9 protein-coding genes are annotated in these 16,200 nt (G+C 52.1%); 1 reads left to right on the top strand and 8 read right to left on the bottom strand.

The features are described 5' to 3' along the window. Positions 1-4: 4 nt before the first annotated feature. The 5 genes from L6442_RS09345 to L6442_RS09325 all read right to left on the bottom strand — a co-directional run bounded on the left by L6442_RS09345 (position 5) and on the right by L6442_RS09325 (position 10,097). The gene (locus tag L6442_RS09345; protein WP_212978682.1) at positions 5-2,182 is read right to left on the bottom strand and encodes a BglG family transcription antiterminator; all 2,178 of its coding nucleotides are present in this window, start codon (positions 2,180-2,182) and stop codon (positions 5-7) included. A gap of 79 nt (positions 2,183-2,261) precedes the next feature. Beyond that, positions 2,262-3,737 (bottom strand): PTS mannitol transporter subunit IIBC, encoded by a 1,476-nt coding sequence (locus tag L6442_RS09340; RefSeq protein ID WP_194232867.1) that lies wholly within the window; start codon positions 3,735-3,737, stop codon positions 2,262-2,264. Between the two features lie 505 nt (positions 3,738-4,242). Beyond that, positions 4,243-5,229, bottom strand: a complete 987-nt coding sequence (locus tag L6442_RS09335) for a hypothetical protein (protein WP_212978683.1) — start codon at positions 5,227-5,229, stop codon at positions 4,243-4,245. A gap of 365 nt (positions 5,230-5,594) precedes the next feature. Next, entirely contained in the window at positions 5,595-8,909 is a 3,315-nt protein-coding gene (locus L6442_RS09330) for a DEAD/DEAH box helicase (protein ID WP_212978684.1), read from the bottom strand. 114 nt (positions 8,910-9,023) lie between these two features. After that, on the bottom strand, positions 9,024-10,097 hold the full coding sequence (locus L6442_RS09325; RefSeq protein WP_212978685.1) for an undecaprenyldiphospho-muramoylpentapeptide beta-N-acetylglucosaminyltransferase: 1,074 nt from the start codon (positions 10,095-10,097) through the stop codon (positions 9,024-9,026). 467 nt (positions 10,098-10,564) lie between these two features. Between L6442_RS09325 and abc-f the strand changes: the two genes are divergently transcribed. Further along, positions 10,565-12,484, top strand: a complete 1,920-nt coding sequence (gene abc-f, locus L6442_RS09320) for a ribosomal protection-like ABC-F family protein (protein WP_212978686.1) — start codon at positions 10,565-10,567, stop codon at positions 12,482-12,484. A 618-nt stretch (positions 12,485-13,102) separates the two neighbouring features. On the opposite strand, the gene L6442_RS09315 is transcribed toward abc-f, so the two are convergent. From L6442_RS09315 to L6442_RS09305, 3 genes are all read right to left on the bottom strand, one after another. Beyond that, the gene (locus L6442_RS09315) at positions 13,103-14,380 is read right to left on the bottom strand and encodes an IS110 family RNA-guided transposase (RefSeq protein WP_237099969.1); all 1,278 of its coding nucleotides are present in this window, start codon (positions 14,378-14,380) and stop codon (positions 13,103-13,105) included. Positions 14,381-14,695: 315 nt separating this feature from the next. After that, complete coding sequence (locus L6442_RS09310) at positions 14,696-15,313, bottom strand: 50S ribosomal protein L25 (RefSeq protein WP_212979828.1); 618 nt, start codon at positions 15,311-15,313, stop codon at positions 14,696-14,698. A 402-nt stretch (positions 15,314-15,715) separates the two neighbouring features. Further along, positions 15,716-16,168, bottom strand: coding sequence for a cupin domain-containing protein (locus L6442_RS09305; protein WP_212979827.1), 453 nt, complete (start codon positions 16,166-16,168; stop codon positions 15,716-15,718). Between the last annotated feature and the right edge of the window lie 32 nt (positions 16,169-16,200).

The raw sequence follows: 16,200 nt of genomic DNA, 5'->3' as shown, positions 1-16,200 counted from the left end.
ATGATCACTCTCTCTCCAGTTTGTTTTTTAAGTAAGCGCGGAGATGGGCGGACATCAGATCCCTTATCCGGTGCTCCCGCCCCTCCGCAAGCGCCTCGATCATATCGCTGTCCAGCAGCGTTGCGCTGATTTCGCTCAGTACTTTCAAGCTTTCGCCGGTCAGCTGTCTCGGGGCCAGCATCAGCAGAAAACGCGACAGCTCGACAGGGCCCGAATCGTCCATTTTGAACGGCTGATCCAGCTCGAACAGCATTAAGGACGGTCGTTTCGCCATCTCGCTCCGCGTGTGAAACAACGCCAGCTCCGTCCCCGGGATCAGCTGCGTCCCATGCTGTTCACGCTGCAGCAGTTGCAGGACGACAGCTTCAGGATCGCTGATGACCTCCCCGAGTTCCGGGTGATTGCAAGCAGCGCGAAGCCACTTGCCAAGACTTGGCGCCCCTGTTATCCGTAGCGGAAGAACCCGGAAGGCTTCGAGCAGCTCGATGCTCTGCTGAACGGTTTTGCTCAGGGAAAGCAAGCCTTCCATCTCGGGCCTGCGGTCCGCTTCACCACAGCTGGCAGTCGATTCTAACTCTCCGGGCGGAGGGCCAAAATCCTCCAAGAGTTTGGGCGGCTTCGGTTTGTCTGCCCGAATCTCGTTCAACGTCTTCTGCATGACGCGTCTTCGGATATAGTCACGCAGTTTATCCGCCTCTGCAGGGGTTAGCAGCGGGCTAAGCTTCAGGTATTGCTCTTCGGGAATCGACAAATCCACGGTGCTGATGATAAGGTCGTAGTTTGTTTTCGGGATCCGGGCGGCTTCATACCATGATGCCTGCTCCACAATGTGCATCTGAGGAAATTCCTTCCGAAGCCTTGCTGCCAGCATTTTGGAAGTTCCGATCCCGCTCGTGCATACGATCACCGCACGCACATGCGGGTGAACCTGTCCGAGCCGCTCGCGTGAAGCCCCGAAATGCATCACCAAAAAAGCGATTTCCTCATCCGGAATAAGGATGGTCGGAAATACGATATCCGCTGCCTGCCGGACCCGGCCGAACAGCACCGAATAATTTTTGCGGATCGCTTCCAGCAGCGGATTACGGATACGCTGCCCGGCGCTAATTCGCTCCATTGCCGCCTTCAGATGAGTGAACAGACCATCCCGGAGGGATCGGTCCGCGGTGTAATCGTTCGCGTCCAGTTCCCCCATTTTTCGGATGAACGACCTGACCGATCCGGCCAGCTCCAAATCGTCCGCGGGGAGCATTCCGCTTGAATGCGCGGAAGCCCTCTCAAGCAGTTCGGCTGCATACTTCACTTCAGCGGATGAATAGGTCGTATTCAGCGCTTCGCCGAGCTGCCTGCACAAGGTATCTGCCGCCTTTAGCTTCGTATCGGGTAGCGGCATTCCGCCTGCCCGGCCAAATCCCTGCAAATTAGCGAGCCGCGCGGCTTCCGCTTCGCTGACTTCGATGCCTGAGCGAATGCGGGACGCGGCAATGGAGAGACGGATCAGCAGATCGGTATAGGCATCTTCACTGAAAGGCTCCTTCTGTTCCATCTCCTCCCACTTCCATAAAATTTCTTCAATCACCGTAATGCAGTCCACGCCCGCTAATTCGGCCATCTTCGCATCCACCGGATGCAGCGGCTTTTGGCCAGCTCCGGCGATAAGCCACAGATCATCCAGCCGATACTGTATGAGGTTACGTATTGCCTCGCGAATTAGCGACTCCGATCCGGTAATTTCCACCCCGTAGCCGCGCCGCCGAATGAGCAACAATCCCTGATTGCCAATCCAGTCCGTCAAATCATCCAAGTCCGCTCCGATGGTAGGGACGGTTACCTTCATCTCGTGAGCCAGCGTGAACAGCTTAACCGGTTCCCTTGATGCCAGGAGCCTGTAAAGCAGGTAAATCTGCCGTTCATCCGCCGAGAATTCAACATTGGCCGGAACGAGCAGTTCCGACCGGACCTTTTCAATCTCATCGGGCTTGCCTTCCACGATGAGTCCGGAACCGGCCTTGCGGTGCAGGGTAATCCCATAGCGGTGCAGATAGCTCTCTACCGCATCCAGTTCCCTGTGCACAGTCCGCGGGCTGACGCGAATGCTGCTCGCGATTTCCGCAACCGTGCTTTCATACGGGCTGCGCAGTAACAAACCCAGGATCTGTCCAACGCGGTGTGTCAGTTCCATCCGATAAGCCTCCATAACGGTCGCAATAGGCGCTAATGCCGGCCCAAATACCCGCATCCATTCGCCCTAGCGTTTATAGTTATTTCAGGCGTTCTACAAGCTCGTCATATTCCGGACTCTTCAGGAAATTGTCGATGGAAATATGCTCCGCTTGCGGTGCCACTTCGCGAGCACGGTCCGTCAGCGTCTTATGCGTCACTACGATATCCGAGTCGGACGGAATGTCGCTGATGGCCGTGTTAATCACTTCGATTGCCGATCCTGCGGCTTTCATCTTCTTGCGTAGAATTGAAGCGCCCATGGCGCTGGATCCCATTCCGGCATCGCAAGCAACGATGATCTTATGAACCTCCTCCTTGCTCTTCTGCGCTGCGGTACCAGTTACTCCGGTGTTAGGCGTAGCTTCTTTGTCCCCTTCTGATGCAGCGGCAGCCGCTGCAGTGTAAGTTCCTGCAGCTTTCATGTCTTTCACTCTTTGGGTTGCCTCATCCAGATCTTCCCGGTCCTCTTCCGACTTCTTGCTCGTCTTCAGTAGAAGCGCGGCCACGGCAAAGGATACGATCGCCGCGGTGATCACGCCGCTGAGCACCGGAAGAATTTCACCGCGCGGCGCCATAGCCAGGTAAGCAATGATGCTGCCGGGTGAAGGCGGTCCGACGAGGCCTGCGTTCATCAGCGAGAACGTGAATGTTCCTGTCACACCGCCAGCCATTGCGGCAAGGATCAGGCGCGGATTCATCAGAATGTAAGGGAAGTAAATTTCATGAATACCGCCGAAAAAGTGGATAATCGCAGCCCCTGAGGCGGATTGACGGGCCGAACCGCGGCCAACGATCATATACGCGAGCAGGACGCCAAGCCCCGGACCCGGGTTCGATTCCAGCATGAACAGGATCGATTTGCCTGCGCTCTGTGCCTGCTCAATCGCAATCGGGCTCAAAACGCCGTGGTTAATGGCGTTGTTCAGGAACAGCACTTTCGCTGGCTCGATCAAAATGTTGACCAGCGGAATCAGATGATGATGAACCAGAAACTCGACGCCGGAAGAAAGAACATTCGTTACGGCTTCAATGATCCGTCCAACGATCGAATAAGTGATCAGAACGAGCACGCCGCCGATGATGCCAAGTGAGAAGTTGTTAACCAGCATCTCAAAGCCAGACTTGATTTTGCCTTCAACGGCTTGATCAAATTTCTTGAGCACCCAGGCGGCGCCTGGTCCAACCGCCATTGCGCCGAGGAACATCGGAATGTCGGTTCCGATGATGACACCCATGGTGACCAGGGCGCCGATGACCCCGCCGCGCTGCTTGTGCACCATCGTGCCCCCGGTATACCCGATCAGCAGCGGGAGCAAATACTTGATCATGGGGTCGACAAGCTTAGCGAAGTATTCGTTCGGGATCCAGCCTGTCGGAATGAAAAGTGCGGTAATCAAGCCCCACGCAATGAACGCTCCGATGTTCGGCATGACCATGCCGCTCAGGAAGCGCCCGAATTTTTGAACCCCGACCCGTGCGGCGCCGGACGCGGAGAAAGAAGTAGATTGGGCCATGAGAATAGCCTCCTTTTAGATTTTTGTAGAACGAAACTTTGCAATATGCCGTTCGCCCTATATCCAATCCTAGCCAGCGTCAGCCTGACACTCAACAAAATGAAAACGCTATATTGTCAGGAACCCTGATGACAAAACTTTATGATTTCCGCCGTATGCCCGGATTCTCAAGCCTTTTGAAGCTTAATTTTCATCCAGGTTTTACGCGTGAAGCGCCGGTATTGGATAACTTTCCTCATCCTATAGACTAAAAAAGCGCCCTTGATCAGGGCGCAAAATAGGCGATTTAGAGATATTGGCTGCTGGAATCCATCCAGCAGTCGTTCAGACCGCAACGTTTACTTCAAAATGTTCTGAAAGTAATGTAGCCAAGATGAAAATGGGGCAAAAAAGGGAATGACTGCCTAGCATGCATAAAAAAAGCCGTCGTCCCGTCGGTACTTTGCATCTGATGAATAAATCAGGCAAAATCCCGCAGTCCAGCGGCATGATCATATTATGATATTTAAAGGCGGCCCAACTGCTCAACCGGCAAAAACCCCCATGCGGCATCGAACTTGACATGATGATGAAAATAAGCCTTCAGCTGGGGGCAGATCGCCTTCTCCAAATCCAATTTTGATAGCAAAGGACGTTCAAACCGGATCGACAACACCGTCACATATTCCTCCTGACCTGTCTCCCGGTTGAATTTCGTATCTTTGGCATGAACGAGAACCGTATCGACCGGCAGCACCGCACACAATTCGCGGGCGACCCTGAGCACCGAACCGCATACGTATTGACGTTCGAGTTCATATCGCTCTTCCATGCGAAGCGGGTTTGCCGTAAACATTCCGTCCCCGCTCAGTTGTTTGGACTCATGCGGGATCATCTGCCCGGAGTTCACGTCCATTTCCACTTCTACCGTCAACGCATCCACAACGGTATACTCAAGTCCGCTTCCCATCATCTGCAGATCCGCTAGCGGCGCGATTTCTTCCAATACCTGCAGGTAGGCTGTACGATTCCCTTCCAGAATACTGTGCGCAAAATCCGTTACATTCTTCCAACGGGTATACTCCTGCCGATCCTGCTCCTTGGCCTCTTCAAGCCGCTTCTCCAGCTCCCGCCTGATGGCGTCATCCTGCTTCAAAAGCTTTTGCATCCGTGTCGGCTTGTATTCAAGGCAGCTTGCTTCAGCCAGCTTTTCACGCGGGCCCTTCTCTCCCCTCGGAAACGGAGGCATTGTGGCCGCGATTTGATCCCATGCAATCGATTCCCCGCACATCCGGTGTACGGATGCAATCCACTCTAACTGATGATCATACCATGCCGCTTCAAATGCGTGTTTTTCGGCTTCGTTCCCATCCGTCCGGTTATTCTTCAAGGAATGTTTTTGCGCCAGCAGTTCCTTTCGTCTTCGGCAAACCTCGTTTTCTTTTTTCCGGTCAAGAAAAGACTGCAGCAGCGGAAACCCGGCAGATGGATTCTCATCGGTACTGTATCCCATATCCTTCTTCTCCTCATATCAAAAATCCATGAATATCAGATCATAGGCCAAATATACTAGATACATTTTCGCCATCCCCTCCAAAACTCCTTCATAAATACTCAAACAAAATAAAATAACCCCACAAAGAGTATCGGAAAGAAGTAAGGGCGCCCTTCAAAGAGGGGCGCTTTTGCGGAGCAAAAGTACTGAGCGGAGCCTATGCTTCGATGCTTCTTCCAAATACTTTGCGGGGACCCCAAAAAACTTATACTTTCTAATATCTTAACAAAAACGTCTTTCGACGTACTTTCACAGAAGACAGACCGCATTTAGAAAAAAGAGAACCCCATGACTATCATGGGATTCTCTGGTATAAATTAAACCTACAGGGCGAGGAGTTCGCGAATTTCCTGTTCCGACAGTGCCGTTTGCGAATCGAAGCCAGGCTCCATCACATCGCGGATCAGGTCTTTTTTCCGCTGCTGAAGCTCCAGCATTTTTTCCTCCACGGTTCCTTTCGTTACCAGCCGGATGACCTGGACCACATTTTTCTGCCCCATCCGGTGAGCCCGCCCCGCCGCCTGCTCTTCCACTGCGGGATTCCACCACAAATCATACAAAATGACGGTATCCGCTCCGGTCAGATTCAGCCCTGTACCTCCGGCTTTGAGCGAAATCAAGAATACGTCATGTTCCCCGGCGTTAAAACGGTCGCACATATCCAGACGCTCTTTGGCCGGGGTTTGTCCATCCAAATAAAAAACGGGAATGCCTAATTTGCCGAACTCACTGCGGATGATCCGCAGCATGCTCGTGAACTGGGAGAAAATCAGAATCCTTCTGCCGCTTTCCAAGCAGTCCTGCGCCATCTCAAGCAGCTGTTCCAGCTTGCCGGACTCCCCTTCGTAATCCTCAACGAACAAGGCCGGATGGCAGCATAGCTGGCGCAGCCGGGTAATGCCGGCCAAAATCTTCATGCGGCTCCGCTGAAAACCTTCAAATTCAAGATCACGGATCGTCTCTTCCTTGAATTCCTCCAGATAAGCTGCATAGAGCTTTTTCTGATCCCGGCTGAGCTCCGACTGCTGCACCGTCTCGATCCGTTCCGGCAGCTCCTCAAGCACGTCGGCACGCAGCCGCCGTAGAATAAAGGGCTGAACCATTCTGGCAACCCGTTCGGGCGTAAGCCCCCTGAAGTTTTTGATCCCGGCAAAAAGCCCCGGAAACACGGCATCAAAAATCGCCCATAACTCGTCTACGGAATTTTCAATCGGCGTACCGGTCAGCGCAAACCTGCATCCTGCCGTCAGTTCCCGCACAGCTTGCGCGGTTTGGGTCGATGCATTTTTGATCGCCTGTGCCTCGTCCAGAAACAAAGTGCTGAACGCCATCTCCCTATAGATACGAATATCTTTGCGCAGCGACGGATAGGAGGTGATGATGACATCCGCATCCTGATCCGGCGTTTGTTCATCGGCTTCTGTTTCCGACTCCCGATCCGCGATGCGCAGAAGAGAATCGATGCGTTCCTTTCTCGCGCCCAGCGCCACCTGGACTTTCAGGGACGGGGCAAACCGCCGGAACTCGCTTTCCCAATTGTAAACCAGCGATGCCGGCGCAACGATCAAGATCGGCTGGCGCACCGCCTGCTCACGCGCTTCCGCCAAAATGAAGGCTATGCTTTGCAGCGTTTTGCCAAGGCCCATATCATCGGCCAAAATGCCGCCAAAGCGGTAGGAGCCCAGCGTTTTCAGCCACTGATAACCTTCCTTCTGGTAATCCCGCAAGACGGTTTCCAGCTCCGCCGGGATCGCGAATTCCCCATGCCCGGGACGGAGCATGTGATCCAGCAGAGCGCGCAGCGATTTGCCGAGCTGCAAACTGCCGCTTTCCCGGTCCCGAAGCTGAAGCCCTCTGACAACAGGCAGCTGCATCCGGCTCCCGGTCACGTCCCCTTTTTTCATGCCGAAGTCTTCATACAACTCGCCAAACAGCTGGAAAGCTTCCCCTTCAAGCGATAAATACGAACCCTCGGAGAGGCGGTAAAATTTCTTTTTCTCCACGATGCTGAGCAAAATCTTGCGAATTTCCTTCTCGTTGATCCCATCCAATTCAAAGCTGATCTCCAGCCAATTCATGGTTTGATCCGCATCGGCCTTGATCTTTGGAGCTTTGCGTCCCATATGCATCATCTGTTTCACTGAATCGGTGGCATAAACCTCGACCCAGGAATCGAGACGCGGCAGCAGATGATACAGCACGTCATATACGCTTTCCTCCTCCGCAAGATCCAGCACCCATTCCTTTTCGCACTTTACAAAACTGCTTTCGGTCAGCAGATCCAACAGCTTCCGTTCTTTATCCGAATCCCTTACCAGGATCAGTTCGCTGTCTTTGCGCGCATCCCAGTCATCCGCGAGGGCATCGATCACAATCCCTCCATACACAAATTCGCCCCTAGCCTTAAGCACGGATTCATCCCGGTCCAAATAAAGCTTGGCGGACAGCGCCGGCTGAACGATACGTTCGCGGATTGCGGAATCCACCGAGACGCTGCCGATTTGGCGCAAACCCGGAACCACCCGCTCCATAAGCGCATCCATTTGATGCGGGGAAACCTGAATTTTTGCATGGTCATGGCGGTAAAGCATCGATTTCATTTCGGATAACAGAAAAAGCTCCCGGTCTTGCAGACGGTATATCCGATCCTCCAAAACAGCGCAGCGATATGCGTTCATCACCTTGACCCTTTTGAGCCCCCGGATTTCAAAGCTGTAAGCTTCGCCCGTGCCGCTGCTGATTTCAAACGAGACCGGAAGCGTCCCTTCCGCCGCCTGCAGCTGTACCGGATCGCCAAAATCCCGTTCCAAAAGTGCCCCGGCTTCGATCAACAGCGGCAGCAGCGCGTCCCATGCCAGAGGGGGAATGGTCAGCAAACGCTGATTTCCCGATGAGGAAAAGCCGGCATAATATTTTCCGGTTTCATCATAAGCAAATTCACTGTCTGCTATGCGCATCAGCTGCTCAATGACGGCCCAATCCTCGTCCCGGAAGCTGTGCAAACCCGGATCATACATAAACAGCTTGGTAAAAGGGAGCTGTTTCCCTTCATCGACATGCAGCAGCAGCTGCCGGATATTCTGCACGATATATTGCTTTTTCAGCCCCATTTTCATCTCGATTCGGAACTTGGGGTCCGGCAAATATTCATCCGTAATTTTGCACAAAAATTCAACGCTAAGCGTTTCCTTTAAAGCGTTCGCCAGTTTTTGGCCCGCCTTTTTGCGCCTATGGCTTGCAGCCTTGTCGAACAGGTCGATCAATCCGCTCGTCAGCCGGATATCACGCGAAGTCACGCCAGTGGTCGGCAGCGGCATCACTTGTCCTGGGCGGCGCCCAACGGCCTGTCCTCCATTTTTATCCTCCTCCAGCATAAGGATTAAAACGGCCGCGATATGTTTGCAATATGGATAGTAACCGCCGAAAGCGGCACATTCGCATTCCGCATGAAAATCGTTATCGTCAAGTTCGATATGAACATGGAAAACTTCCTGGTCCTGCACGACGGCCCTGCTGCAGCGGCCTTCGTCATCCCGCTCCGCCACCATCACCTGGCCGTGCTCCATCATCGTTTCTCCGCGTTTATAACCTGTCGCGCCGCATAAAATTCGAATTCGTTCCGCGGTAAATGCCAGCATGAGTCCGTCCTTTCCGGGTAGTACCTATCGCTTCTTATCATTTTCTTATCATTTTCTTATCATCTTCTTATCAATATACCATACATTCCGCAAAATCAAGAACTCCTGTTCTCTTTATTGTCGATTGGCCGTCTCTTTAATGAGATGGAATACGGCGGACAGGGCATCGGAATTCGCATTGTTTTTCATGTTTTCAACGATTTCCTTCCGGCTTTTGAACACCTCCATCAACCCTGAAACGAGGGTAACCTCATTCAGGTTTTCCTCCTCCAATACCTTGCCGTATCCCGCCTTTTCAAACGAACGGGCGTTGAGGATTTGATCCCCCCTGCTCTGCTGCAGGGTGAGCGGAATGAGCAGCATCGGCTTTCGAAGCGACAAAAACTCGAAAATCGAATTGGAGCCGGCGCGGGAAATCACCAAATCCGCCATGGCCAGGACGTCCGGCAATTCATCGTTGATATATTCGTACTGGCAATAGCCGGGTATGTCAAGGCTCGGGTCGACCTGCCCTTTCCCGCATATATGAACGACTTGAAAATAATTTAGCAGGGTAGGCAGCGCCGATCTTACCGTTTCGTTTATTTTGCGGGCTCCAAGGCTTCCTCCCATGATCAGCAGAACAAACTGATTCCGCTCAAAACCGCAAAAATCCCTTCCGCGATCCGCGTTGCCTTGATGAAGCTCCTCCCGGACCACCGCGCCCACATATCGGCTTTTGGCCGTATTCATTTGTTCGGCCGTTTCCGGGAACGTCGTGCAGACGACGGATGCCATCGGAATCGAGATGCGGTTCGCGAGGCCCGGCGTAATGTCGGACTCATGAATGATGACAGGCACTTTGTTTAACCATGCCCCGATCACGACCGGGACGGATACGAATCCCCCTTTTGAAAATAAAACCTGCGGTTTGCGCGTTTTGATCAATCGGTAGGCTTGATGCACGCCTTTGATCACCTTAAAGGGATCCTTAATATTTTTTATGTCCAAATATCTTCTCAGCTTGCCTGTCGAGATCGGAAAATATTTCACTTCGGCGAGAGAGCCTACCAGTTCCCTCTCAATTCCCTGCTTGGAACCTATATATTCCACGGACCAGCCTTCTTTTAGAAAAAGCGGCATCAGCGCCATATTTACGGTCACATGGCCGGCGGAACCGCCGCCGGTAAACATGATTTTTTTCATCACGGCCTCCATATTGCTGTTTAATTTACACTTTATTTTATTATACTGTTTTTCTGCGCTTCATTTTGCTTAAATACGATTCAAAGATTACTTCATCCGCCTCTTCCCCGGAAGGCAAACATCCTTCCCGCCCAAAATATCCACAAATACGATGGCGAGCCCTTGCAGTCTGATGAAAAACCGGGTACAATTGGTCATAACTTTGTAAAACAGGAGGTGAGGTAGAAGTGGTGCGCAATTTTTCGAACGACCGGATCAATCAATTACCGATGGCATTATCCGGAATTTTTCATGCATCAACATTTCACGGGATCAGTCTGTCCATTTTTAAATATCCGGTTGCTTCAAAAAATTGCGAAATGCCGCTCCTACCTTAACTTCAACGGACAATAAGCGTTGAACGTTCAGCCGCAGGGACATTTCCTTGCGGTTTTTTTCTGTAGGTTCCGGCATCTATGGAGGAAAATAAAATGATGATTCAATGCAAAAACGTACAAAAATACCATGGCGCCGAACTGGTGCTGTCCGATATCTGCTTCGAAATTTCGCTGGGAGAAAAAGCCGCGCTGATCGGCCGCAACGGCAGCGGCAAAACAACCTTGCTCCGCCTGCTCAAAGGGGAAGACGGTGACAAACCCGATCAGGGAACCATCGCGATTCAAAAAGGGGCTAAGATCGGCTTGCTCGCGCAAATTCCGGAAGCCTCGCCTGCGGAAAGCGTATATGACGTCCTGCTCCGTCCTTTTGCCGCCCCGCTTGAATGGCAGAAGCGGATGCGCGGGCTCGAAGCCCTCATGTCGGACCCTGATCAAACCGGTGACGCCAAAGCTATGGCGGGCTGGCTCGAGGAATACGGCAAATTGCAGGAGCAGTTCGAACGCGCTGACGGTTACGAGATTGAATCTTCCATCACGAAGGTGACAAACGGTCTTGACATCCCTGCGCAGCAGCTTTCCCAACCCTTTGCTTCCCTTTCCGGCGGAGAAAAGACCAAAATCGGATTGGCGGCGCTGCTGCTTGAAAAGCCGGATATTCTGCTGCTGGATGAACCCACCAACCATCTGGACATGGCCGCAGTGGAGTGGCTGGAACAGTTTTTGGCGGATTACAAAGGCACCGTGCTGACCATTTCGCATGACCGCTATTTTCTTGACCGGCTTGTCACCAAGGTCATTGAAATCGAAGACGGCGAAGCTTTTATTTACCATACCAACTACAGCGGTTACCAAAAAGAGAAGGAAGAACGGCTGCTGCTTCAATTCGCGCAATATCAGGAACAGCAGAAAAAGATCAAAAAAATGCAGGAAAGCATCAAACAATTGATCCAATGGGGCAACGAAGCCAATCCGCCGAACCCAAGCTTTCACCGCCGCGCAGCCTCCATGCAAAAAGCGCTGGACCGCATGGTCAAACTAAAACGTCCTGTGCTCGAACGCAAAAAAATGGACCTGCAGCTGCAGCAGGATGACCGCTCCGGCAAGCAGGTGCTGGTTCTTGACGATGTAGGCAAAGCTTTCGGTGATCATTTCCTGTTCCGGGGTATAAACGCTTTGCTTCGGTACGGGGAAACCGTCATGATGCTGGGGGCCAACGGCTGCGGGAAAAGCACCCTGCTGCAAATGATTTTGGGCAGTGAGGAGGTTACCGAAGGAAACCTAGCCTTGGGCTCCCGCGTCGTAACCGGTTATCTGGCGCAGCAGGAGCATCCGGAACATGCGCAGCAGACCGTACTGCAGTTCTACCGTGAGCAGGCCGGAATCGAAGAAGGCGAGGCACGGAGCAAGCTGGCACGCTTTCTCTTTTACGGAGCGGATGTTTTCAAAAATATTTCGAGCCTCTCAGGCGGGGAATGGACGAGGCTGCGTTTTGCCGTGCTGATGGAGCTGAAGCCGAATTTGCTGATTCTCGATGAGCCGACCAATCATTTGGACATCGATTCCAGAGAAGTGCTGGAAGAAGCACTGGAGGAATTCCCGGGAACGATCCTGGCGGTGTCCCATGACCGCTACTTCATTAACCGGCTTGCGAGTCAAATCTGGAGCTTGGAAGAAGGTGAGTTGCGGGTGATCCCGGGCGGATTGGAAGAATACCATGCCCGTCCGGTTCCTATAAAACAGCCGGAGACACCTAAAGCGGCTCTGACATCCACCGCTGCGGTTTCCTTCGACCCTGCCGTAAAACGGCCCAAGTCCACTTCCAAAACGGCATCCGTAGCTTGGGAATCCGAAATTCAAAACGCCGAGCAACAGCTTCTGGACATTGAGAAACGGATGATGGACCCGACCATTGCCTGTGACGCAAACAAACTGGCGGAACTGCACGAGGATAGCGAGCGGCTGAAAGCGAAAATTCAGCAGTTATACGAGGATTGGATGAGCGCCGCTGAGTAACTGTGGAGAAAAAATGAGGTGATCAGCTCTATAAAGCATCTATATAACGCTATTACGCTGCTGAGCCCGCTCCAGTTCTCTAACGAAACGGTAGATCGCTATTGAGCCAAAATAGAGGCCTTGAAGTTTCTAACGAAACGGTGGATTGCTATTTGGATGAAATAGAGGATATTAGGCCGTGTCTCGCCCAAATAACTATACCCAGTTTCGTCCCTCGTATTTAAGGTGTTTTCTCACGAATACTCACTTATTCGCAGAATTCCTTCGCCTTGTAAAACAGAACGAGAGCCGGAATGAAGAAGTAGACACCGCTTTTTTCGACAAACGGGCGTGCAAGAACAGAAGCTACGCTTATACGCACTTCGTGGGTGCTGGTATACTGCACGCTCCACTTGGCCCTTGGAGGTTCACCCTCCCATGTCTCAACGGATCATTGTCCTTCCATTCCTTCGTCATACCTACCCAAGGCGTGGAGACCGATAGCGTTTAGGTGACGGGTCTATGCCCTTGCGAAACTGGCACTCGGTTCTCTGTGCATATTAGAGATCCTGCGAATAAGACAATATTCGTAATACGACGGGGCGACAGGTGCTACGGGATCGATAGGAATCCTCGGGGTTAGGCGGCCTGCTTCACACCGATCTCAGGGCGATACGTTTCTCCACGCTGGACCATCCCGATGACGATCCGGGCCAGCTTGCCGATTAATTTGAATAACGAAGCCATCTTCTTCATGCCCTTGTTCAAGTTGTGTTCATGCCACCGTTTGAAGTCCGGGTTTTCACGCACCAAGGTGAGCATAGCCAAAAAGAAATATTTGCGCAGCGCACTGTCTCCGCGTTTGGAGAGCTTGATCTGACCTTTGTACTTGCCGGAGGTTCGTTCAGCCAGATTGAGCCCGGCGCGGCGCAAGAGCTGCCGTCCATGGGCATAGTGACCAAGATCGCCGGCGAATCCCAGCAAGGCTGCGATCGTGGTCGGGCCCATCCCGGGGATGCTCTGCAACTGTTTGGCCATGGGGATCTTCCCTAGCAGCGCTTCGACTTCTTCCTTCATCTCTTGCAGGTGGCTTGTAATCTGGTCGTACGCCGTCAGCAGGCGCTGCAGATCTCGCCTTGCCTGCTCCAATCCCTCGGTACGGCCAATGCTGCGTTTGGCCGCCTGGATGAGTTGGACCGCCTTCGCTTTCCCGGTAACTCCACCCGGGCGTCTCATGCCTTGTTCGTGCCAGCGCTGGATGACTTCATCGGCGTTCAGGTCCTGCAACTCGCACGGTAAAGGAAAAGCCCGCAGGGAAGCCAACGAGCGCTCGGCCTTCCAGTCTTTAAAAACAAGCTGGAACTCCGGAAAGTACATGTCGATCCAGCGGACGATGCGATTACCCAAACTGATAGCATATTTCACCCAGAATTCCCGATCGCTCATCAGCGTCTTGAGTTGCTCCAATTGGCCTGCTTGCGGGGTAAACTCGGTATAGAAGCCGCGGCTGACCGCATCGGCAATGGTTAGGGCATCCTTGGCATCGTTTTTGGACGGGCTATTGTCACGGTTCTCCTTGTTGCGATGCGTCACGACTGGGTTCACCAGGACGACCTCGATTCCTTGTTTCCGCAGCCAATGGGCTAGATTAAACCAGTAGTGTCCGGTCGGCTCGAGGCCGACGATAACCGATGTCAATCCCTGCTTCTTCTGTACTTCTTGGGTAAAGCGCATCAGCCTCTCAAAGCCTTCGAGCGTATTTGCAAAGGTCAGATGCCGACGCGTGAGTACGATACCGCGGAAGTTGGTCACTTGAGCGACGTGCTTCTCTTTGGCGATGTCGATCCCCACGATAGCGTGCTGGGTGGTAATTCGTTCAATCCGTTGATTTGTAACTTCAATTCGAGTAAACTTCATAGTAGGCGCCTCCTGATAGGTTTTTAGGGCATTTGACCCGTCTCACCCCTATCATACGAGGCGCTCCTTTTTTTTTCAAAGACCATTTTCTTAGCCTACACAGGAATGTTTAGCGGGGAATCAGCGCACCCAACGTTCCGGAATACCGCATTTTGGAAAAAACGTTTATCGACGTACTTTCTAAGAAGCGAGGGCCGCGCACTTAGCGGATGCGATTATAGAATTGTATAAGCTCCCGTTTAAAACTTCTATAATCTTAAAAACCCGGCCGAATCTGGCCGGGTTTTGCTTGTGTATATGTTTATCCGTTAGTGGTTACTCTCCTGCTTTAGCTGTATCAGCCTCAGATTCGGCCTGTTCCTCGGATTCCGCTTCGGTTTCCACAGCAGCGCGGGAAGCCGTTACCGTAGCAATAACCTCTTCCGGTGAAGCTATTAATTTTACTCCTTCAGGCAGCCTGATGTCTCCGGCAACCAGCTTGTCACCCATCTTCATATGCGAAATATCCGCTTCGATCGAAGTCGGCAGTTTAGCGGGAAGCCCTTCAACTTCAAGCTCCGTTTCCTGATGCTGCAGCACGCCTCCGGCTTTCGTACCCTCAGCAGTGCCAAGGAATTCAATCGGAATGCGAACACGCAGCGGCTTGTCGGCAGAGATATGCAAAAAGTCAACATGCGACCATTCCCCGCCCTTTTTTTGAAAATCCTTAATGATGACATTCAGGTCGGAGGAACCTTCCACTTTAAGCTTGAACATCTCCGTACGTCCCGTTCTGGCAACCTTCATCAATTCCTTCGCATCCACGCTGATCGGTATGCTATCGGTTTGGGAACCGTATACTACGGCAGGAATACGACCTTTTTCTCTAAGACGGCGCAAACTCGAATGATTTGTGTCGTTTCTCTGTTCTGCTGTAAGCGAATGTGATGACATCTTTGAATTACCTCCCTTAATATAGCCGCAAACAAGTCGGCATATTTATTTTTTACCCTTTACGGAGGCGGTCCAAACATTTTTGATGAATATTTCCCGAAATACAATGACTAACGCCAAAAAAAACCACAAAGAGTATCGGAAAGAAGTAAGGGCGCCTCTCACAGAGGGGCGCTTTTGCGGAGCAAAAGTACGGAGTGACGCGTGGCCTTTGAAGCTTACTCCGATTACTTTGCGGGAACCCAGAAGATATTATAAAATAACCCCACAAAGTGGAGCCTATGCTTCGATGCTTATTCCAAATACTTTGCGGGGACCCCCAAAAAAACTTATAAATTCTATACTGCCAAAAAAACCTGCCGCATCATATCGCAGCAGGTTTCTCGTAATCCATAAAGCCTTTTAATCAATCATGGTAAAATCGTCAAAATGAAAACCCGGGGATACAACGCAGGAGACGAGAACCGGTTCATCGCCTAGCGGACGCGCTTCCTGCCATACATTTGCCGGAACCAGCGCCTGCGGAACCTGTCCTTTTTCCAAATCCGTGCCGAGAACGATTTCTTTGCGCTCGCCCGGATTCTCTTCGTCTCCTCCCAGGACAAGCTGCAGTGGCGATCCTGAATGCCATAACCACACTTCATCCGAATACACCCGATGCCATTTGGAAAACTCGCCCGGATGAAGCAGGAAATAAATCGATGAAGCCGAAGGACGCGAACCGGAGTACTTAGCAGGAAGCACTTCCTTCGGAATTTCAAATGACGCCTTCCACAATTCCTTATACCATCCGCCTTCCGGATGAGGCTGAAGGCCCAGCGCTTTGACAAGCGGAGACAATACGGTTTGATTCATTTTCTTTTCTGCCTTCTTTCTATGTCGGGATT

The organism is Paenibacillus azoreducens, from assembly GCF_021654775.1.
GTDB classification, from domain to species: domain Bacteria; phylum Bacillota; class Bacilli; order Paenibacillales; family Paenibacillaceae; genus Paenibacillus_AQ; species Paenibacillus_AQ azoreducens.
This window is presented reverse-complemented; position numbering and strand designations above follow the sequence as displayed.

Coding starts and splice junctions, on each gene's coding strand:
- L6442_RS09330 (WP_212978684.1), bottom strand. CDS start 8,909: ATGCTGGCATTTACCGCGGAACGAATTCGAATTTTATGCGGCGCGACA.
- abc-f (WP_212978686.1), top strand. CDS start 10,565: ATGATGATTCAATGCAAAAACGTACAAAAATACCATGGCGCCGAACTG.
- L6442_RS09340 (WP_194232867.1), bottom strand. CDS start 3,737: ATGGCCCAATCTACTTCTTTCTCCGCGTCCGGCGCCGCACGGGTCGGG.
- L6442_RS09315 (WP_237099969.1), bottom strand. CDS start 14,380: ATGAAGTTTACTCGAATTGAAGTTACAAATCAACGGATTGAACGAATT.
- L6442_RS09335 (WP_212978683.1), bottom strand. CDS start 5,229: ATGGGATACAGTACCGATGAGAATCCATCTGCCGGGTTTCCGCTGCTG.
- L6442_RS09305 (WP_212979827.1), bottom strand. CDS start 16,168: ATGAATCAAACCGTATTGTCTCCGCTTGTCAAAGCGCTGGGCCTTCAG.
- L6442_RS09345 (WP_212978682.1), bottom strand. CDS start 2,182: ATGGAACTGACACACCGCGTTGGACAGATCCTGGGTTTGTTACTGCGC.
- L6442_RS09310 (WP_212979828.1), bottom strand. CDS start 15,313: ATGTCATCACATTCGCTTACAGCAGAACAGAGAAACGACACAAATCAT.